The sequence below is a fragment of the Sphingobacterium sp. ML3W genome, assembly GCF_000747525.1.
In the GTDB taxonomy this organism is placed as follows: domain Bacteria; phylum Bacteroidota; class Bacteroidia; order Sphingobacteriales; family Sphingobacteriaceae; genus Sphingobacterium.
Genome location: NZ_CP009278.1, coordinates 1818939 through 1840778, shown reverse-complemented (window position 1 = coordinate 1840778; position 21840 = coordinate 1818939). Strand labels below are relative to the sequence as shown.

The 21840-nt window shown below is 37.3% G+C and carries 18 protein-coding genes; 8 read left to right on the top strand and 10 right to left on the bottom strand.

What is annotated here, in order from left to right; translation table 11 throughout:
• Positions 1 to 8: 8 nt before the first annotated feature.
• The 5 genes from KO02_RS07955 (at position 9) to KO02_RS24335 (ending at position 3418) form a co-directional block, all read left to right on the top strand.
• Entirely contained in the window at positions 9 to 575 is a 567-nt protein-coding gene (locus KO02_RS07955; protein WP_038697357.1) for a TlpA family protein disulfide reductase, read from the top strand.
• Positions 576 to 1238: 663 nt separating this feature from the next.
• Complete coding sequence (locus KO02_RS24090) at positions 1239 to 1766, top strand: porin (protein ID WP_235212365.1); 528 nt, start codon at positions 1239 to 1241, stop codon at positions 1764 to 1766.
• A 61-nt stretch (positions 1767 to 1827) separates the two neighbouring features.
• Positions 1828 to 2109: a hypothetical protein gene (locus KO02_RS24085; RefSeq protein WP_235212364.1), complete on the top strand. Its 282-nt coding sequence runs from the start codon at positions 1828 to 1830 to the stop codon at positions 2107 to 2109.
• Between the two features lie 178 nt (positions 2110 to 2287).
• A complete protein-coding gene (locus tag KO02_RS07945; RefSeq protein WP_038697355.1) occupies positions 2288 to 3034 on the top strand; it encodes a succinate dehydrogenase/fumarate reductase iron-sulfur subunit in 747 nt (248 codons plus the stop codon).
• A 3-nt stretch (positions 3035 to 3037) separates the two neighbouring features.
• Positions 3038 to 3418 (top strand): DUF2752 domain-containing protein, encoded by a 381-nt coding sequence (locus KO02_RS24335; protein WP_144243277.1) that lies wholly within the window; start codon positions 3038 to 3040, stop codon positions 3416 to 3418.
• 118 nt (positions 3419 to 3536) lie between these two features.
• Here KO02_RS24335 and infB read toward each other — a convergent pair whose 3' ends face one another.
• The 4 genes from infB to KO02_RS07920 form a co-directional block, all read right to left on the bottom strand.
• Positions 3537 to 6719 (bottom strand): translation initiation factor IF-2, encoded by a 3183-nt coding sequence (gene infB, locus KO02_RS07935; protein ID WP_038697354.1) that lies wholly within the window; start codon positions 6717 to 6719, stop codon positions 3537 to 3539.
• A 106-nt stretch (positions 6720 to 6825) separates the two neighbouring features.
• Positions 6826 to 8064: a transcription termination factor NusA gene (gene nusA / locus KO02_RS07930; protein ID WP_038697352.1), complete on the bottom strand. Its 1239-nt coding sequence runs from the start codon at positions 8062 to 8064 to the stop codon at positions 6826 to 6828.
• Positions 8065 to 8066: 2 nt separating this feature from the next.
• Positions 8067 to 8534, bottom strand: coding sequence for a ribosome assembly cofactor RimP (gene rimP / locus KO02_RS07925; RefSeq protein ID WP_038697350.1), 468 nt, complete (start codon positions 8532 to 8534; stop codon positions 8067 to 8069).
• A gap of 148 nt (positions 8535 to 8682) precedes the next feature.
• A complete protein-coding gene (locus KO02_RS07920; RefSeq protein ID WP_038697348.1) occupies positions 8683 to 9456 on the bottom strand; it encodes an XRE family transcriptional regulator in 774 nt (257 codons plus the stop codon).
• A 101-nt stretch (positions 9457 to 9557) separates the two neighbouring features.
• Between KO02_RS07920 and KO02_RS07915 the strand changes: the two genes are divergently transcribed.
• Positions 9558 to 9881, top strand: coding sequence for a hypothetical protein (locus tag KO02_RS07915; RefSeq protein ID WP_038697346.1), 324 nt, complete (start codon positions 9558 to 9560; stop codon positions 9879 to 9881).
• 31 nt (positions 9882 to 9912) lie between these two features.
• Here the strand turns inward: KO02_RS07915 and KO02_RS07910 are convergent, their stop codons facing one another.
• The gene (locus KO02_RS07910; protein ID WP_051959809.1) at positions 9913 to 12321 is read right to left on the bottom strand and encodes a penicillin-binding protein 1A; all 2409 of its coding nucleotides are present in this window, start codon (positions 12319 to 12321) and stop codon (positions 9913 to 9915) included.
• A 228-nt stretch (positions 12322 to 12549) separates the two neighbouring features.
• Here KO02_RS07910 and rpoN point away from each other — a divergent pair, with 228 nt between their 5' ends.
• Both rpoN and KO02_RS07900 read left to right on the top strand, forming a co-directional pair.
• Positions 12550 to 14016, top strand: a complete 1467-nt coding sequence (gene rpoN, locus KO02_RS07905; RefSeq protein ID WP_038697344.1) for an RNA polymerase factor sigma-54 — start codon at positions 12550 to 12552, stop codon at positions 14014 to 14016.
• A 321-nt stretch (positions 14017 to 14337) separates the two neighbouring features.
• Positions 14338 to 15531 carry a porin gene (locus KO02_RS07900; protein ID WP_038697342.1) on the top strand — a complete coding sequence of 398 codons (1194 nt, stop codon included), beginning with the start codon at positions 14338 to 14340 and terminating at the stop codon, positions 15529 to 15531.
• Positions 15532 to 15586: 55 nt separating this feature from the next.
• Here KO02_RS07900 and KO02_RS07895 read toward each other — a convergent pair whose 3' ends face one another.
• The 5 genes from KO02_RS07895 to serC form a co-directional block, all read right to left on the bottom strand.
• The gene (locus KO02_RS07895) at positions 15587 to 16798 is read right to left on the bottom strand and encodes a tetratricopeptide repeat protein (RefSeq protein ID WP_051959808.1); all 1212 of its coding nucleotides are present in this window, start codon (positions 16796 to 16798) and stop codon (positions 15587 to 15589) included.
• A 229-nt stretch (positions 16799 to 17027) separates the two neighbouring features.
• Positions 17028 to 18191, bottom strand: coding sequence for a diaminopimelate decarboxylase (gene lysA, locus KO02_RS07890; RefSeq protein WP_038697340.1), 1164 nt, complete (start codon positions 18189 to 18191; stop codon positions 17028 to 17030).
• A gap of 14 nt (positions 18192 to 18205) precedes the next feature.
• Positions 18206 to 19519: an aspartate kinase gene (locus KO02_RS07885; protein WP_038697338.1), complete on the bottom strand. Its 1314-nt coding sequence runs from the start codon at positions 19517 to 19519 to the stop codon at positions 18206 to 18208.
• A 119-nt stretch (positions 19520 to 19638) separates the two neighbouring features.
• Positions 19639 to 20586 carry a D-2-hydroxyacid dehydrogenase gene (locus tag KO02_RS07880; RefSeq protein ID WP_038697336.1) on the bottom strand — a complete coding sequence of 316 codons (948 nt, stop codon included), beginning with the start codon at positions 20584 to 20586 and terminating at the stop codon, positions 19639 to 19641.
• Between the two features lie 15 nt (positions 20587 to 20601).
• Complete coding sequence (gene serC / locus KO02_RS07875) at positions 20602 to 21669, bottom strand: 3-phosphoserine/phosphohydroxythreonine transaminase (protein ID WP_038697334.1); 1068 nt, start codon at positions 21667 to 21669, stop codon at positions 20602 to 20604.
• Positions 21670 to 21840: the final 171 nt, after the last annotated feature.

Sequence of the window (21840 nt, the reverse complement as noted above, 5' to 3'; positions counted from 1 at the left end):
AATAAAATATGAAATTAAAATTCAATAGGAGTATCTTGGGTATGTTGCTTAGTATAGCAAGTATTTCTTTACTTTCCTGCAATTCGCAGAATAAGGAAAATCAAAATTCCCAAAATACCGAAATAACAGCAGAAAATACAACGGATGCAACATCATCACTGACCAACGATGTTTCCTTTATAGATGAAAATGGGAAAGATATCACGCTTAGTTCACTAAAGGGAAAAGTGGTCTTTATTAACTTTTGGGCAACATGGTGTCCTCCATGTATACGTGAGATGCCTTCTATCAATTCGCTAAAAGAATCTTTTAAAGATCGTGATGACATCGTATTTTTAATGGTTGATGTAGATGGAACGATGGAAAAATCGAAAGGATTTATGACCGAAAACAACTATAATCTTCAAGTATATATACCAAAAGGGGAAATTCCATCAAATTTCTTAGGAAATGCCATTCCTACTACAGTAATCTTAAACAAAAATGGCGAACTGGTGAATCGTATGGAAGGCGGACGCGATTATGCGGCCCCCGAAATTATAGCGTCTTTAAATGAGCTGCTTCAAAGTAACTAATATAGTTTCCTTGAACTTCAAATAATTTAAGTTAAGACCAAATACGGCAAGAAAGCCTTCATCTAATTGTGATGAAGGCTTTTTTGATGGTTATAAAACGTGTTTTCCTAGTATGATTTCTCAAAAAACAAGTTTGGTATTAGATAATTGCAGTGTTATTACCTGATTATAAAAAACAAAATATTTACAATCCGTGTTTATAGTACAACATGTTGAAATTTTTAAAATATTAAAATTTCTACATTCTCATTTAGATTTAAACACATAAATTTACGTATGCGCAAATGAATTGACGCTCATATATGACCAATTCAATTATAAAAAACCGGACTTAAGTTTATAATCTTTAATAACCAATTTCTTATTCTTTACTTCATTTTTTTATATGAAATAAAAAACACCCTTTAAAATATGTACTATACTTGGCTTTTTACTTTTATACACTATTTCTGTTAGCGCTAAAGTTCCCGACAGTACACAAGGAGAAATTTTAGAAAGTTATCCCAAATTTCAATTCAAGGGGCTTTTTCGAGGGCGCTTTACCACAAGTCTTAAAAAAATGTTGACGTCGAAGGCGTTCATCATACCGATGATAAAGGCACAAATAATTCCTTTTCTCTCAAGTACATGCCTGCACAAGTCAAAGGATAAATAAGCAGAAGAGTGGAAGTCGTAGCTTTGGCTAATTTTGCTGATTTTAAAAATGGACCCAAAACACGAGTTTTAGAAAATGCTTACCTGAGATACAGTTTTAATCCTAAAGTTGCGATTACTGTTGGCCAATTCAGACCCTGGTTTGGACTTGAAGAAACCTATCATGTGGATATTATCAAATCCTTAGAATGGTCTAATCAGTATACCGAATTTGGTAAAAATGGTTGGACAAGCTTTCAGATTGGAGCATCAGTAGGCGGCACCCTACCTTTAGGTACAATGCCAATGCATTATGCTGTTTCTGTTGTCAATGGGAATGGGAAGAATCAGGTCTCGAATAAAGACAATGGTAAACAATTTCTGACACTTGTCGTATTTGACCTTTCAAAGAAATATGACCTAAGTATTAGTCTAAATGGAGGAACAGGTACCGTTTTTAAAAGAAATGTACATGCTTTAGCATTTGATATCCATCTAAATTCAACCTTGCAAAAAATGGAACTTAGATTTTCAAATCTAAGCTATGCAGGTAATTAATCACAATTTATATTTCAGCCTTGATGAATCAAATCGACTTCTAGACTTATATTAGTACCAAATGCGCGGCGCATACTTCTTGCCAAATATGCGCTACGAAATAGATTATAAGAACTTAAAAGCTTTCGAGTTTTCTTGTAGATATGAATATCTTGATACTGACTTCAAACAGAACTCCAATCCGAGACAATCTTTAGTTCCGATGTTAAGTTTTGAATTTCTCAAAAACTATGGAACTCGAATACAAATGGGTATGCAAATGGATTATTATGAATATCAAATCGATAATACAAACAAATACATTGGCAATTTGTTCATTGTACAAGTGCAAAGTCGATTATAACCTTTAACATGCATTATGAAAGAAGTGAGCATTACAAGAATGGGTATAACCTTTGCTTCAATTTATTTCTGCTTGGGAATGGAATAAAACTGATATCCCCTACTTCATAAAGAGCCACTATCCTTTGAAGTCATTCAACCAATTGTACGTAGTTATAAATAATTTTAAAATTCAAGTTATGAAATTACATCTAAAAATTCGGAGGCAAGAGAATAAAAATACGACTGGCAAGCTCGTTGATTATACCTTAGAAAACCTCAATCCGCATATGTCCTTTTTAGAGATGCTCGATACATTAAATGAGAAACTCATACTAGCGAATGATATACCTGTCGAATTTGATCACGATTGCCGGGAAGAGATCTGCGGACAATGCGGTATGATGATTAATGGTATTGCACATGGGCCGTTGAAAAACACCACCACTTGCCAATTACATTTGAGGTCCTTCAGAGATGGTGAGGTCATTTTCATCGAACCCTACAGATCTGAAGCATTTCCCATAAAAAAAGATTTAGAAGTAGATCGTTCAGCTTTTGATCGCATTATTTCCTCTGGTGGATATGTGTTCATAAATACAGGGCAAGCGCCAGAGGCATTAACCATTCCCGTAACACATCAAGTGACAGAAGCAGCCTTCGATGCAGCTGCCTGTATTGGGTGTGGAGCCTGTGTCGCAACCTGTAAGAATGGAAGTTCAGCACTTTTTACTTCAGCTAAAATCAACCATATGGTATTATTACCTCAGGATAAAGAAGAACGACTGACTAGAGTAATTGATATGGTCAATCAAATGGATGAAGAACTATTTGGACATTGTACGAATACCGAAGCATGTGAAGTGGAATGTCCACAAGGTATTTCTGTTCTTAATATTGCACGAATGAATTATGAATATAATCGCGCACATTTTTTAAAAAAATGAATTATGGTGATTAAGAAGTACTACACATGGATAATAGGGTTTATAGCATTAACATGTTTAATCCTGATCTATAAGTTTTTTAATCCAATGCAATATAATTTATTCCCAAAATGTCCTTTCTATGCATTAACTGGATACAAGTGTCCGGGTTGCGGATCACAGCGCGCAATACATGATTTATTGAATTTTGACTTCTATAATGCGTGGAGGCAAAATTTTTTGGTTGTCATCGCTATCCCCTATATCATTACAGGTTTAAGCTTTGAATATAACAAAAATCCAACACCCAAAATTCTCAAATGGCGTAAGATTTTGTTCGGCTATAAAGCCATCATAATCGTTTTCATAATTGTTGTGAGCTTCTGGATAATAAGAAATTATTAACTTGAAGAAAGCTTTACGATATAACGAGGAGATATTCACCTCATAAAAAACAGGTACATCACAAAAAAAAGAGCGTTTAATTAAAAACGCTCTTTTCTATATGTTATAAACTGTTTGATTACAATTTACGTTTTACTTCAACTTGTTCGTATGCTTCAACGATATCTCCTTCTTGTATATCATTATAACCTTGAATGTTCAAACCACACTCATACCCGAATGAAACTTCTTTCACATCGTCTTTGAAACGTTTCAGTGATGCTAATTTTCCTGTGAATATAACAACACCATCACGTACGATACGAATATCATTATTGCGGTTAATTTTACCATCCAATACCATACAACCTGCGATTGTACCCACTTTGGAGATTTTAAATGTCTCACGGATTTCAACGTTAGCAACAATCTTCTCTTCGAATTTCGGAGCTAACATACCTTCCATTGCCGATTTAAGTTCTTCAATAGCATCATAGATAATCGAGTAAAGACGAATATCAATTTGCTCTTGCTCAGCCAATTTACGTGCACCAATCGATGGACGAACTTGGAAACCGATAATGATTGCATCAGATGCAGAAGCTAATAATACGTCTGACTCTGAAATCGCACCCACTGATTTGTGAATCACATTCACCTGAATCTCTTGTGTAGACAATTTCAATAATGAATCAGATAGTGCCTCAATTGAACCATCCACGTCACCTTTCACGATTACGTTCAATTCTTTAAAGTTACCGATTGCCAAACGACGACCGATCTCATCTAAAGTAATATGTTTCGTAGCACGCATACCTTGCTCACGTTGCAATTGAAGACGTTTATTCGCCACATTACGAGCTTCCGACTCGCTATCCATTGTGTAGAATTTATCACCTGCAGTAGGTGCACCTGCCATACCTAATATTTGGACTGGTACAGAAGGGCCTGCTTCTTTCACACGTTCACCGCGTTCATTTGTCAATGCTTTTACTTTACCACTATGAGAACCTGCTAAAATTGGATCTCCTACACGTAAAGTACCTCCTAAGATTAATACAGTTGTAACAATACCTCTACCTTTATCTAAAGCAGCCTCGATTACTGAACCTACAGCACGTTTGTTAGGATCGGCTTTCAGGTCTAGCATCTCAGCTTCTAATAATACTTTCTCTAATAAAAGATCTACATTCAATCCAGTTTTAGATGAAATCTCTTGAGCTTGGTATTTACCACCCCAATCCTCTACTAATATGTTCATTTGAGACAACTGCTCTTTAATACGGTCTGTATTAGCACCAGGCTTGTCTACTTTAGTAAATGCAAATACGATTGGCACACCAGCAGCTTGTGCGTGGTTGATAGCCTCTTTTGTTTGTGGCATCACAGCATCGTCTGCAGCAATAACAATAATAACGATATCCGTTACTTTCGCACCACGAGCACGCATGGCTGTAAAAGCCTCGTGACCCGGTGTATCTAAAAATGTAATCTTACGACCACCATCTAATTGTACTGCATAAGCACCAATGTGCTGTGTAATACCCCCTGCTTCACCATGAGTCACATTGGCTTTACGAACGTAATCCAATAGCGATGTTTTACCATGATCGACGTGACCCATTACCGTTACGATCGGAGCACGAGAAATTAATGAGTCTTCATTATCTAACTCTTCAAGATCTGCAATCTCCTCATCTTCTGGTTTGATAAATTCAATCTGATAACCAAATTCGTCAGCAACAATCGTTAAAGTTTCAGCATCTAAACGTTGGTTAATTGAGACAAACATACCTAAACTCATACAAGTTGCGATAATTTGCGTAACAGCGACATCCATTAAATTTGCAAGTTCATTTGCGGTTACAAACTCTGTAACACGTAAAACTTTAGCCTGCATCTCTCTTTCTAATGCTTCTTCTTCTGCAATATTAGCAACATCGTCACGCTTTTGACGTCTCAACTTTGCTCGTTGTGCAAATTTACCAGATTTACCAGCACCGCTCAAACGAGCTAAAGTAGCCTTAATTTGGTCTTGAATTTCCTTTTCTGTAGGTTCCTCTTTTGGTACGTTAGGTCCAGTACTTCTATTATTGAAGGCTGGACGACCTTTATGAGCACCTGGACCTCCTGGGCGGTTATGATGACCACCTGGACCACCCGCTGGACGGTTTTGATTATTTCCTCCTGGACCTCCTGCTGGACGGTTTTGATGAGTACCTGTTGCATTTCCTCCTGTACGGTTTGGATGATTTCCACCACCTTGGTTTGGACCTCCCGTACGATTTGGATGAGTACCACCACCTGGAGGGGGAGTTCCCGTATTATTTGTACGCTTACGCTTACGTTTATGATCATTACCCGTAGCACTTGAAGAAGATGCTACTGGTTTATCTCTATGAGAAGGTCTTGCCGTGGGCAATTCAATCTTACCAATTACTTTTGGACCTGTTAATCTTTCTGCTTTAGCACTGATAACCTCATCTGCAGGATTAACTTTTTTCACTTCCTTTACAGGAGTTTCAACCGGTGCTTTCACAGCAGGTTTTTCATTTTTTGGCTTTTCTTCTACCACTTTCTTCTCTTGAACTTTAGGAGCTTCAGTTTTAACTTCAACTATTTGAGGTGCAGCGACGACAACCTTTGGGGTTTCTTTCGCTTTCTCTTCTACTTTTGGTGCTTCCACTACTGGAGCTTTTGGTGTCTCTACTTTAGGAGCTTCTACTTTCGGCTCTTCTTTTATGATAGGCTTTGGAGCAGGGATAGTAGCCTGTTTAACCACCTCTGGCTTCTTCTCCACTTCCTTTGGAGTTTCAGCTTTCACAACTGGAGTTTCTTCTTTTTTAGGTTTAGATCCTCTTTTCAAAGAGTCTAAATCAATTTTCCCCACAACTTTCATCCCTCCAGTGTGTGTATTTGACGAACTTTCTGCAGTTTCAACACTCGCTACTTTCTCAGCAGGAGCCTCTTTTTTACCAGCATCAGATTCTTCTCTTGTATTAGCCGCAGCATTCTTAATCAAAATTTCTTTTGAAGCTACAGTTTCTTCATAATCGTCATTTTTAGATGATTCTTTAGGAGAAGCCACTGGCGACTCATCACGACGAATTTTGCCAATAACAATTTGCTTAGCTTCATCTTTCACGATTTTGTCACCTTGAAACTCTTTCAACAGCACATTGTACATCTCTCCGGATAGCTTAGTATTAGGTTTGGCGTCTACGTCATATCCTTTTTTCACTAAACAATCTACGGCAGTAGATATGCCAATATTGAGTTCCTTTGCTGCTTTAAGCAGGTTTGTACCTTTTCCTTCAGTCATCTATTATTTTAACTAATTAAATATTTAATACAAAAATATGGTTTTTTTACATCTCTATAACAATTAAATTTGAAATAGAGATGAAAACAAATTATGTGGCTTCATTTTATTCGAATTCAGCCTGTAAAATACGTAAAATTTCTTTTACTGTATCTTCTTCCAAGTCAGTGCGTCTCAGCAATTCTTCTTCTGTAAGTGCTAATACCGAGCGTGCAGAATCTAAGCCTACACGTTTCAATGCATCAATCACCCAGCTTTCAATTTCATCGCTGAATTCTTCGATATCCACATCCTCATCAAACTCGTCATTCTCACGATATACATCGATTTCATAACCCGTCAATTTTCCGGCCAATTTAATATTGTGACCACCGCGGCCAATTGCCAAAGATACTTGATCGGATTTTAAGTACACAGCTGCTGTCTTATTTTCTTCATCAATCTTGATGGAACTTATACGAGCTGGACTTAATGCACGTGTAATATAAAGTGAATGATTCGTTGTAAAATTGATTACATCAATGTTTTCATTACGCAATTCACGAACGATACCATGAATACGCGATCCTTTCATACCTACACAAGCACCTACTGGATCAATACGATCATCATAAGACTCAACAGCTACTTTAGCACGTTCTCCTGGTTCGCGCACAATCTTTTTGATGGTAATCAATCCATCAAAAATCTCAGGAACTTCCAATTCAAACAAACGTTGTAAAAATTCAGGAGCAGTACGAGAAATAAGAATCTTAGGATTATTATTCATCATATCTACTTTATAAACTACCGCACGAATGCTATCCCCTTTTTTGAAATAATCTGCTGGGATCTGTTCTGTCTTTGGTAAGATCAACTCATTACCATCATCATCCAAAACAAGTAATTCTTTTTTCCAAATTTGGTAGACCTCACCAATTACCAATTCACCCTCGCGGTCTTTATATTTTTTGAAAACTTCGTCTTTCTCTAATTCCAATACTTTTGAAACCAAAGTCTGACGTGCTGCCAAAATTGCACGACGACCAAAACTCTCTAATGTGATTTGCTCAATATAGTCATCGCCAACTTCTAAATCAACATCAAGTTTCTTCGCTTCTGTTAATTCAATCTCTAGATCATCATCTTCCGAAAATTCATCTTCAACAACAACACGTGTTCTCCAGATCTCTAAATCCCCATTATCAGGATTCACGATAACGTCACAGTTCTCATCTGTACCGAAACGTCTACGGATCATGCTACGAAATACTTCTTCTAAGACAGAAATAACCGTAGGACGGTCAATGTTTTTAAACTCTTTGAACTCTTGGAAAGAGTCAATCAAATTGATATTGCTGCTCATTTTTATTTAAATGAAATTAACACCTTAGTTGCTTTTATTTGTTCCAAAGGAATGATACGAGCAGCCTGCTGCGCTTTTGTTCCTTTTTCTTTTATCGTTTCTTCAATTGTTATCTGTGCTTCCTCAACTGTCAGTAGTTTTCCTTCAGTTTTCGTACCATCATTCAACTTCACTTGGACATTACGCCCAATATTTTTCTTGTATTGTCTCAGGTGGACCAAATTAGTATCTATACCTGGTGAAGACACTTCAAGGCGATAAGCTTTTTCTACCACCTCTTCCTCCTCTAACTGAAAACCTACAAATCTACTGACTTGTACACAATCATCGATACTAATCCCCTGATCACCATCTAGCAAAACTTCCAACACACTGTTTGGGTGAAATTTAACACTTACAATAAACAAATCATCGCGATCTGCTAACTTTTCTTGAATGAGTTCGACAACTCTTTTCTCTACATTTTGCATATTCTTTCGAAATCGAATAAAAAGACTGAAATCAATGAATTAAAAAAGGGGGCATACGTTGCCCCCTTCCTCTCAGATAGGACAAAGATAAAAATATTTTTTCAACAAACAAAATATAGATGAAAAAGTTCTAAATCAATGCGCCTATTTAGCCCTTATCCACAACCGAATTTATCGTCTTTTGCATTTCAGCCATCATGGTCGACAAAGTTTCCATTGTCGGTTCGCTATTAGGTTCAGGCAATACCGTGCTGATATACGCCTTAGCACGCCAGACTTCCATAATATCACCCGCTTCTACCCAATATGGGTCATAGCTTTTATTATCAGACAACAACTTCAATCCTTTATCCTCTTTAAACTTATAGGCTACCCGCTTATAAACAACGCCCTCATCTTTTGAAACAATCACATACGTCTGGGCTGCTTTAATATCATTCCAATTCTCCACATACTCTGCCACCACAATTGACCCACTAGCCAATGGTCGCATCGAATCTCCTTTGATTTCAAAAGCACGGTAGGTACCCTGATTAAACATAGGTAACGAAAACTTTGGAAGAGTAGCTACATATTCAGGATCTGCATAACCATTCATATATCCTGCACTAGCTTTTACTGGAACCAATTCGATGTTTTCACGATCTTGCCCATCGACGGTCACACTTAACACACGAAGGTTTGAAGCGTTACTTTTTGGAGCAGGACGCCATTTTTCGTTGATTTCATCGTTAGCAAGCTCATCCATTGTCATGTCATAAAACTCTGCTATTTTATTTAGCAACTCATATTTGGGTTCCGCACGATCCTCCTCATAAGCTCCAACAGAAGCTCTTTTTATCTCCATTAAATCGGCAAACTGCTGTTGTGTAAGTCTTTTCGTTTTTCTTAAAAACTTAAGATTGGAAGCGATGTTTGGCATATTTTTTTAAATTTAATTTTTTAATATCTAAAAATATTAGTATTATTGTGCCAATAAAATTAGTAAAAAAAACACAAATAACCAAATTTATTAGCGCAATCATGAAATTACACATTTTATACATCATTACCGATAGCAATAGACAATTCTTAAAAGCGGATATTACATCGGATATCAACATAACAATGAACGAAATAAAAAGTAGTAGCAAAATACTATTTCCCAATGGTCCGCACCTGACACGTATTGTTTATATGGAACATTTCCAATCTAACGAACAAGCAGAAAAAAGACTATTACAGCTGGGGCAATTCACACGAATGCAAAAAGAGAAACTTATCCGTAAGCACAACGCTAACTGGCACAATCTATCCCTTACTATCGTAAATACTCCACAAAAAAAATCGGTTGTTTATTCTTCATAAACAACCGATTAAAAAAACTTTTACAAACTCGCTATCCAACGTTATCAAGTGAATCGCGCAACTTTGTAGCGACCACATCTTGTTCCGTGGATAAAGCTCCCATATCAACATCACCCTCCGGAGTTTCTGCCCCCTCTTCTTGAATTACTTCACCGCTACCAATATCCTCCAAATCCACACCGTCATCTACTGCTGTAGAATCTGACAAGGATTCTTCACGAAATGGACGAGGTGTCACACATTTATATTTCTTGGTTATCTCTACGGTTGGCGCAGGAAATTTACCCTGAGTATAACCTAATGACTTATCCTTATAGACGGCCTCCATAAACAAACCGAAAATAGGCAATGCCGTCTTCGACCCCTCTCCTGTTTGCGAGTTTTTAAAATGAACATTCCGATCATCACAGCCAACCCATACGGCAGTCACCAAATCTTTCGTAACCCCCATATACCAACCATCCACATATTCCGATGAAGTACCTGTTTTCCCTCCAATCTCATTCTCTTTTGCAAATAAATCGTATTCCCATAATGCTTGAGAAGTACCTCCAGGTTCTTCCATCCCCCCACGCAACATATAGGTCATCAACCATGCATCTTGCTTATCCACCACTTGCTTTCGTTCTGGCTTAAAAGTTGCAATCACCTTCCCATCATAATCTTCAATACGTGAAACTAATATAGGAGTTAAACGCTCACCTTCATTCATCATAGTCGAATAGCCATTCACCATTTCAAACACCGATACATCATTTGGTCCTAAACCAATGGATGGTACGGGGTTCAATTTACTTTCAATACCTACACGATGCGCTGCTTCAGCAATTTTATCCGCACCAACTTTTTCCGTTAACTGAACCGTGATAGAATTAACAGAACGTGCCATTGCCCAGCGTAACGACATTTCGCGATAACTGAAATTCCAATCTGCATTTTTAGGCTCCCAAACTTCAATTGAATCTCCTTTATCAATTTTAATCGTGACTGGTTTATCCTGCACTTGGTCACAAGGCGTCATACCCGACTCCAATGCGGCTAAATAAACAAAAGGCTTGAAGGTTGATCCCGCTTGTCTTTTAGATTGATTAACGTGATCATATTTAAAGAACTGATGATCAATACCGCCAACCCATACTTTGATTTCACCCGAATATGGATCCATACTCATAACACCTGTATTCAGCATCGTCACATAATATTTAATCGAATCCATTGTGGACATCTGAACTTTTTCACGCAAACGTTCTCCCTTCCATGAAAAAATCTCCATTTGTTTTTTCTGATTCAAATAAAAATCAATACTATCAGTACGGTTATCATACTTTTTTGTTAGGTACTTATAATAATCTGTCTTTTTAGCTAAATTCTCTATAAATCCAGGAATCACTTTACCCGATAGGTCGCGCCATGGCTCTTCATCACCCCAAGCGTTCTTTAATCTTCTTTGCAATACCTCCATCTGTTTTGCTACAGCCTCTTCGGCATGCTTCTGCAATTTTGAGTTGATTGTCGTATATATCTTCAATCCATCTCTGTAAATATCGCGATCATTATCTTCAGCCCACTTTTCCAACCAACGCTCCACAGCGGCCCGTAAATAAGAGTCTTCACCAGCATGCACATCTTTATTATCCGTATGCAAGACCAAGGGTTCCTTAGATAAGGTTTCCACTTGAGCCTGATCGATATAGTTGGCCTTCTGCATCTGTAATAAAACCACATTCCTTCGTTCCCGCGATTTATCTAAATTACGCATGGGATTATACATAGTCGTACCTTTCAGCATACCGACTAATACAGCTGCTTCATTGATAGACAAATCGCTAGCATTTTTACTAAAATAGCGTCGTGCAGCTGTTTGTATTCCATATGAATTATTGCTAAATGATACTGTATTTAAATACATAGTAATAATCTCAGCCTTACTATATCGGGTCTCCAACTTATAAGCGGTCATCCACTCTTTGAATTTGGTTACAATCAGACCTATGCCAGGAATTCTACCCAATAATCCAACCGATTTGTTATATCGTGTTCGATATAGATTTTTCGCCAGTTGCTGAGTAATCGTACTTGCTCCTCTCTTATCCCCTGTCAATGTCGATATAATACCTGAGCCTAATCCTAAAAAATCAACACCACTATGTTTATAAAAACGAACATCCTCTGTTGCAACTAATGCATTAATTACATTTTTAGATATACTATCAAAAGCCACTGGGTTACGATCTTCATCAAAATATCGACCGATCAAAACACTATCAGCTGTAAACAATTCCGTTGAAATATTAACATTAGGCATCGTAATATCCTTTTTAGTAGGAGAATAGCCGAAGAGTCCCAAAAAGTTAAGCTGTATGGCACAAACTAGGACGATTAAAAAATATATACCGAACGCTATATAGCGAATAAATTTATTCTTAATCCGTTTAAACATACGGTAAAGGTCTAAAAATGTTTTGTGAAAACAAGCAAAAAAACTAAGGTTTTACCTGCAGCTATAACAATTAACGAAATTTAACATTTCATTATTCTAAATCTGATAATTAGGAATATAAGAATCAAGAAGACATCAAAAATTATACCTAAAAATACTATCGATACGTTTTCTTTTCATTAATCGATATATATTATATAAATTTATATGCAATTAGTCATATAAAACATGTTAAAGCAAACATTACAACAAAAGTTATTACAGAAACTATCTCCGCAACAGATTCAGTTTATCAAGCTTTTACAAGTTCCTACGGTATCTTTGGATGCGCGCATAAAAGAAGAACTAGAAGAGAATCCAGCCCTTGAGGACGGTAGTTTAGCAAATATGTCCGAACCAAATGAAGAATACCCCGACCGTGATCCAGACGACAGTTTTGACACTGATGAAAACCATGAAAGTGATGAATTTAATGTAGATGAATATATTCAGGAGGATGATTTTACGGATTATTCCAATAATTATAATTACTCCGACGAAGATGATGATAAAAAAGAAATCCCGATTGCTGTACAAGATTCGTTTTTCGAAAAACTACAGCAACAGTTGGACTTGTTAGCCCTTGATGACCGCGATTTTCTGATTGGACAACAAATTATCGGGAGTTTAGATGATGATGGTTATTTACGTAGACCCATATTGAGTCTTATTGACGACCTTGCTTTTTCACAAAATGTCATTGCAACAGAAGGTGAAGTATTGGAAATGCTTAAAGTTATTCAAGATTTTGAACCTGCTGGAATTGGAGCACGTGATCTACAAGAATGTTTATTGATACAGTTAGAGAAAAAAGATCAAAACAATCCCATTATTGCTCAAGCGATTAAAATAGTAAAAAACTACCTAGAAGAGTTTACAAAAAAACACTATGACAAACTTGAAAAATCGCTGGGACTGACCTCTGAGGATTTAAAAAATATCATAAATGAAATCCTTAAGCTAAATCCAAAACCAGGCGATTCTGGCGCTGTAGCTGGTAAACAACTTCACGTAATCCCTGATTTTCACATTAGCAACAATGATGGGATCTTACACCTCACGCTAAATGGTAGAAATGCACCCGAGCTACGGGTGAGTCGCTCTTATCAGAGCATGTTTGAGCATTACGATAAATCAGACCAAAAGGACAAAAAGATGAAGGAAGCCGTTCAGTTTGTCAAACAAAAACTGGACTCGGCCAAATGGTTCATCGACGCCATCAAACAAAGACAACAAACTTTATTGAAAACGATGAACGCAATTATGGAATATCAGTATGATTATTTCCTGACAGGTGATGATGTGAAACTGAAGCCTATGATATTAAAAGATATCGCTGATCGCATAGGTATGGATATATCCACTGTGTCGCGTGTTGCAAACTCCAAATACGTACAGACAGAATTTGGAACCTTCCTTCTCAAATCATTTTTCTCTGAAGCCATTCAAACCGAATCTGGAGAAGAGGTATCCAACAAGGAAGTCAAAAAAATTCTCGAAGAATGCATTGCTAATGAGGTCAAAAGAAAACCACTAGCTGACGAAAAGCTGACTGAAATCTTGAAAGACAAAGGATATAACATTGCACGACGTACTGTTGCAAAATACCGGGAAGCACTTAATATTCCTGTCGCTAGATTGCGCAAAGAGTTATAGTAATGGTAAAAAGCTTCTTTTTAGTGGCTTTTTACTTTTTATTGATTTATCCTACGCCTGCATAACCAATTAGATTATTATCTTTGTTTCTGACAAAAATGGTCTAATCTTAAAAGATGTCTGCTTTTAATGTAGTTGAAAAAACATCGCTTACATTAATACCAATGGATAACGATTTGACTCGAGCTACTAAAGCTATACTTGAATTAATCCAATATGCAAGGATTACGAGATAGCCAGTACAATTGAATAAAATAAATAAAAATTAAAAAAGTCAATAACAAACAACCCTTACTATAATTACTTTTTTTTAAAAGACGAATGAGAGCAACAAAAATTGTTACCCTTACAGCCTTACTAGCGACATTAACATTTGCGTCAAAAGCGCAAGAACGAGACGATAGAGCTACTATCTTAAATTTCAAAGGAATCCAATTCCACAGCAATGACTCCCTCTTCTATACGAACTTTAGGTTTAGAATGCAAAACCGCATTGGTTTCACAGAAAAATTGGATGGCGAAACAAATGGCGAATGGGATGCACGTGTGCGCCGATTACGCATGCGTGTGGACGGTTACATATACACGCCTAAAATTAGCTACTCAATACAATTAGCCTTCACTAGAAGTGACCAGGATTTTGACGAGACAGGTATTCCGAACATTGTTCGTGACGCAGTTGTATTCTACAATTTCACTGATGATTTTTACATCAGTTTTGGTCAAAACAAATTACCAGGAAACAGACAACGTGTGAACTCTTCTGGGCAGCTACAGTTTGCAGACCGTTCCTTAGTGAATTCAAAGTTTACTGTTGACCGTGATTTCGGTATGAGCGCTAATCTAAGCAAGAAAATTGGAGAAGTACCTATCAATGCCAAAGTAGCTATATCAACCGGTGAAGGTAGAGCAGCTAGTGGCACGGATGGTGGACTATCTTACACTGGTCGTGTCGAATTTTTGCCCTTAGGTAACTTTAAAAATGGCGGAGACTATTCAGAAGGTGACTTAGAAAGAGAAGAAACACCGAAACTTTCAATCGGTGGTGGCTACAGCTACAACGATAGAACTACCCGAGTAGGAGGTCAAACAGGCAAATATGTTGAAAATCCATTTACACTTAAAACAAGTTTCGTAGATGCCATCTTAAAATATCAGGGATTTGCCTATCAAGCAGAATACATGCGTCGTGACGTAGACAACCCACTGAATCTTGACTTAGAAGGTAAAACAGCCTATGCTTATAAAGGATTTGGTATCAATCAGCAAATGTCTTACCTCATGAATCATGGTTTCGAAGTCGTGAGTCGTTATACATTTGTAAAGCCACACCAAGACATCCGCGCTTATGAGAAGCAAACTGAAATTATCGAAGCTGGCTTAAACAAATATATGAAAGCACATCGCCTGAAATTCAATTTGAGTGGAAATTATACTTTCAAAGAGGGGCAATTCAACAACGTTAACCAAAAGAACTCTTGGGGCTTCCTGTTCCAAGTTGAATTAGGTATTTAATATAAAAAAAGGTTCAGTGTTTAACACTGAACCTTTTTTTTATAACAATAATCATCTAGTCTTCATCCAATTCTTCAAACTTGCGCAAATCAGCTTCAGCTCCCAATATATCGCCTAAGGATTCTTTTATCGCAGCTCGATATTGATAGAGATCTGAATAATAAGGGTTCAAATCAATCGCCTTTGAATAATCCATTAAAGCTTCCTCCTGCTTCCCCAAACGCTCAAATACATCAGCTCTTAACACATAAGGATAGAAATCATCTTTCATCAAAGATATCAATTTCGAATAATCGATAACCGCATCTTCAAACTTTCCAATTCGCTCAAACAAGGAAGCACGTTCCTCATAAATCACGGATTGCTCTGGGTTTAGTGATTCTGCTTTTCCATAATCTGCTAAAGCCTCGGTATGTCTACTCAAACATTCTTGTACCTTTGCACGTAATACGTAAGCAGAAACACAACCAGAATCAATTGCCAATGCTAAATCACAATCTGCCTGGGCTGCCACATATTGCGTCAATTTGGTATAAATGGCGGCACGGTAAACATACCAATCTGACTGATCTTTTGCCAGTGATAACCCCTGTGTATATAGATTGACTGCATGTTGATAATCATAAATATCTACAAATTCCAGTGCTAGTTTAGCCAATACATCTAGATCTTGCGTATCCTGACTCCAAGTTTCTTCCAATTCTTCTATCTCTGCTTGCTCAGATTTGAGTGTTACCAAATAAGGTAAGTGTTCCTCCCATTCCAATAAGCTATGGTAATTAAAATCAAGTCGCTTAGCAATTTGATAATCATAAAAAGCACCTTCGTCATCATCTAAAATACGATTCAGTACACAACGACATGCATAAAAATAAGGTTCTTTAGGATAGGATACAATTGCGTCGGTATATACCTGAACAGCCTTTTCAATCTGGTTTTGCAAAAAATAACCTAAAGCAAGATAGCTATATCCCAAGGCAGTAATTTGCTGTGCTTGCGCTTCTAATAAATGAATCTCTGCATTTAAATTTCCCGCTTGTAATCCCGCTATCCCTTTTAATAATGCCATTACAACAGGATCTAGCCAATTCATGGTATCCAATTCCACCAATATCTGTTCATACTCAGTTGTTGCATCAAGTTTAAAATCAATCAACTCTTTTATTGGTAAGAATGCATAATTCGCCAATAAAACAGTAGTATCCTCCTTTAGATCAAAATCAACCGTAGTCTGCTGTATAAATAATTTCTGAAGTATTTCTTGCATATACAAAGGTACGACGATGAACAGCAAAACAGAAATATATTTCGCGTGCGCTGGCAGTCAGGTTACCAAAAGCATGTTTTAAAAAAGAGTTATATAACACAATTACAAGCTATAATAGCATGAATTCATATGAAATTAATTAAAATTAAATATGCTATAAATAACCTCTAAAGCGAAAAGGCCCAAACTCTTTAAAGTTTAGGCCAATTCTATTTCATAGGATTAAGTACTACGCTAATTCGTCACTATAAACGTAACGAATTTCTTCTCTCAGATTATATCGTGAAGACATCACTTCACCATACGCTCCAGCTGTACGGATAGCGATTAAGTCGCCCCTTCTAGAAAGAGGTAAAGGCACTTCCTTACCGAAACAATCTGAACTTTCACAAATTGGTCCCACGACATCATAATTAATGATATCCGAAGCTACTTCTTCACCTAGTTTTTCAATTTTATGAAAAGCCTGGTACAAAGCAGGACGCATCAACTCAGTCATACCTGCATCTAATATCAAAAAGTTCTTCTTGACACCATTTTTAACATACAGAACCTTACTGATCAACGAACCACATTGAGCCACTAAAGCACGACCTAATTCAAAATGAACCTCCTGCTGTGGCGTTCTCTCCAAAAACTTTTCAAAGATATCAAAATATGATTCAAAGTCAGGAATAGCATTTTTATCTGGATTGTGGTAATCCACACCCAATCCCCCCCCCACGTTCAGTACCTTGATCGGGACACCTCGCTCTTCAAACCAATTCTTCCATTCATTCACCTTGACACACAAACTTTTAAACACATTCATATCTGTTATTTGTGAACCAATATGAAAGTGAAGGCCAATAAGTTCGATGTTTTCACAAGTTCGAATGACTGCCGCAGCTCTCTCAAGCTCTGCATTAGTGACACCAAACTTATTCTCATCTAATCCAGTCGTAATGTAATGATGCGTATTTGCATCCACATTTGGGTTAATACGCAAAGCTACTTTAGCCTTACGTCCCTTTACTGCAGCCAGTTCATTGATTACTTCCAACTCTTGGATCGATTCCACGTTAAAAGCGAAAATATCATGTTCTAGCGCTAGATTAATCTCCTTGTCAGACTTACCAACACCGGCAAAAGTGATCATTTTAGCGTCAAAACCTGCATCAATTGCACGTTGCACCTCATTACCACTCACACAGTCTGCTCCAAATCCTTTAGCTTGTATCATCTCGAGAAGACGGCTATTGAAATTAGATTTCACAGCAAAATGCACATGAAACCCACGTTTACTCGAAGCAGCAATTGCTGCATCTAACGTATCTTCTAACACGTTCAGGTCATAATAGTAGAAAGGTGTTTCCTTTCCAATGAACTGGCTCTCTATATTTTTGTTTTTCATTTAGAAAATTACAATTAAAATAAACGGTTGTGTAAAGAACGTAAAGCTTCTACTTTATGATTTGTATCCAACAAAACAGAGACATTATAATCAGACCCTCCGTATGAAATCATACGGACAGGTAGGTGCTTAACAGCATCCAATACTCGTGCCGCATAACCATGTGTATTCAAGTCAAAGTCACCTACTACACAGACAATAGTTTGCCCCTCATCAACTGAAACTGTCCCAAAGTCCTCTACTTCTTTGATGATATCCTGCAGATTTTTCGTGTCATCAATTGTCACAGATACGGCCACTTCTGATGTCGTAATCATATCGATTGGTGTCTTGTAGCGTTCGAAAATTTCAAAAACACGACGTAAAAAACCATAGGCCAACAACATCCTAGAAGAATGGATATGAATAGCAGTGATGCCATCTTTGGCCGCAATCGCACGAATACTTCCCTTTTGTCCTCCCTCTTTACTAATCAATGTGCCGCTTGCAGTCGGATCTAATGTATTCAACAAACGTACTGGTACATTATATTTTTGCGCAGGAAAAACCGATTGAGGATGTAAAATTTTCGCACCAAAGTAGGCTAATTCTGCTGCTTCATCAAAACTCAAATGAGCGATAGGAGACGTATTTTTTACGATACGAGGATCATTATTATGCATACCGTCAATATCCGTCCAGATCTGCACTTCATCAGCACCTATTGCTGCACCAATTAAAGATGCTGTATAATCCGATCCACCACGACGTAAATTATCGACTTCACCGAAAGAATTACGACAAATAAAGCCCTGTGTAATGAACAATGTATTCTCAGGATGATTCGCAATCAAGGGTGTCAATTTAGAGGTAATGTAATCTACAATAGGTTCATTATCTTCATCAATTTTCATGAAATCCAATGCAGGCAATAAAACAGAAGGAACATTGATCTCTGTTAAGTGAAAGTGAAACAAAGCTGTAGATAACAATTCACCCTGTGCTAAAATAATCTTCTCTTCCACAGGAGTAAAGATCTCATGCGCAAATCCTTCAATAAAATTAAAATGTGACTCGATTAAGCTCTTACCATTTTTATATCCCGCTTCAGTTTTGAACAATTCCTTAATTAGGTCTTCGTACTTGTCTTTATGCTTCTTAATCAACTCCTTTGCCAAGTCCTTGTTATCCGCAAGATAAGCTTGACCAATTTCTACTAAAGCATTTGTTGTCCCAGACACTGCTGACAACACCACAACCTGACGCTCAGAAGGGTTTACGATATCTAACAACCCTTTGATGCGCTCTGCACTACCGACAGATGTACCACCAAATTTTAAAATTTTCATACTGACTTACATTATATTTAAATTTTGCCGTGAATATAGGCAATTACTTACTTTTTTCGCATAAAAAAGCGGCACAAATACATAAGTTTTTGTGCCGCACCAAATATTGTTGCGGAAATCTACTTCTTAAGACTCTCGATAATCAACTGCGCTAATTCGACACCAATTCGCTCTTGTGCTTCATTTGTGGCTGCACCAATATGTGGCGTCAACGAAATTTTCGGGTGCTTTAAAATCACCGACCTCGGAGTAGGCTCATTATCAAACACATCCAATCCTGCAAAAGCGACTTTACCAGAATCTAAAGCTTCAATTAATGCAAGCTCATCAATTACACCACCACGAGCAGCATTCACCAAACCGACCTGATTTTTTAATAAAGCGAACTCTTGTACACCAATTGCTGGCTTATCCAAAAACGGCACATGTAAAGTAATGAAATCTGAAGTTTTCAACAAATCTTCCATGGATACCTGATCCACAGGTAACTCTACTTCAAATCCCTGAGTTAGTGTTAATGTCAATGTTTTAGGACCATCAGCTAAATCGTAATAAACGATATCCATGCCCATTCCCAATCCTATTTTTGCTGTTTCACGCCCAATACGACCGAATCCAACGACACCTAAAGTTTTACCTCTCAACTCCGATCCCCCAGCGTACGCTTTCTTCAAAGCTCCAAACTGGCTATCACCTGATACTGGCATCTGACGATTAGAATCATATAAGAAACGTACTCCATTCAAAAGATGCGCAAATACCAACTCTGCTACAGATAAAGAAGAAGCCGCAGGTGTGTTTAAGACAGCAATACCTTTAGAACGTGCGTAGTCAACATCGATATTATCCATACCGACACCACCACGACCTATCACCTTTAGATTTGGACAAACATCGATTAATGATTGCCTAACTTTTGTTGCACTACGCACTGTAATTGCGTCGTAGGCTTGTAATTTTTCCGCTAATTCTTCTTGCGGTATATGATTTGTATCGACTTCAAATCCGGCATCCTCCAAAAGTTTTTTTCCTGCTGGATCGATACCATCATTTGCTAATATTCTCATGATATAAATTAGATTTTATTTTTTTAATTCCTCAAACTCCTTCATCGCATCTACCAAGGCATTGATACTGGTAATCGATAATGCATTATAAATCGATGCTCTAAATCCACCTACTGAACGGTGACCTTTGATACCGATTAAATCGCGTTCTTTAGCTAAAATCAAGAACTCCGCTTCTAATTCCGCAGAATCCATTATAAAGGTCACGTTCATACGTGATCGATCTTCCACAACTGCAGTCCCTTTGAAGAATGGGTTACGGTCTATCTCATCATACAAAGTACGCGCTTTGATTATATTCTCTTGTTCAATAACTGTTACGCCACCTTTTGCTTTTAACCAACGTAAATTAAGTAACGATACAAAAATTGAAAAAACTGGGGGTGTATTGTACATCGAACCTGCACCAATATGCGCTGTATAGTCCAATATAGAAGGAATTACACGACCAGATTTACCTAATATTTCATCTTTAACAATAACTAATGTAGCTCCAGCAGGACCCATATTCTTTTGTGCCCCTGCATAAATCAAATCAAAGTCTGCAACATCAATTTGGCGGCTCAGAATATCTGAAGACATATCAACCACAATTGGAACACCTGAAGCCGGTACATCAAATACTTCCGTACCGTAAATGGTATTATTCGAAGTATAGTGGAAATACGCTGCGTCAGCAGGAACAGAAAACTGTTTTGGAATATAAGTGTAGTTTTTGTCACTCGACGAGGCAACTACTTCTACTGCTCCTATTTTTTTTGCTTCTTTAATTGCCTTTGACGCCCAAACACCTGTATCCAAATAAACCGCTTTACCACTTTCTGGTAACAAATTCAACGCTATCATGGCAAATTGTAAGCTTGCTCCTCCTTGTAAAAACAAGATGGAATATCCTTGCGGTACATTTAACAATTCACGCACCAATTTAGTCGATTCATCCAATACTGCTTCGAATTCTTTAGAACGATGCGAAACCTCCAAAATGGATAAACCTGTATTATTAAAATCAATAACAGCTTGTGAAGCTTCTTGAAAAACTTCCTTTGGCAGAATGCAAGGACCTGCTCCAAAATTATGTTTCATTGATATATAGTTTGTTTTATGTATAGCTTTCTAAGATTTGGCAAGACAATCGTTTGCTTACCAAAAACCAAAGATACAAGATTTCTTATTTAAATTTCAACAAAAAATCAATTTTAATGAAATTAACAAAAAGCAAACAGCAAAAACATACAAAGATTCTATAAAAAACAC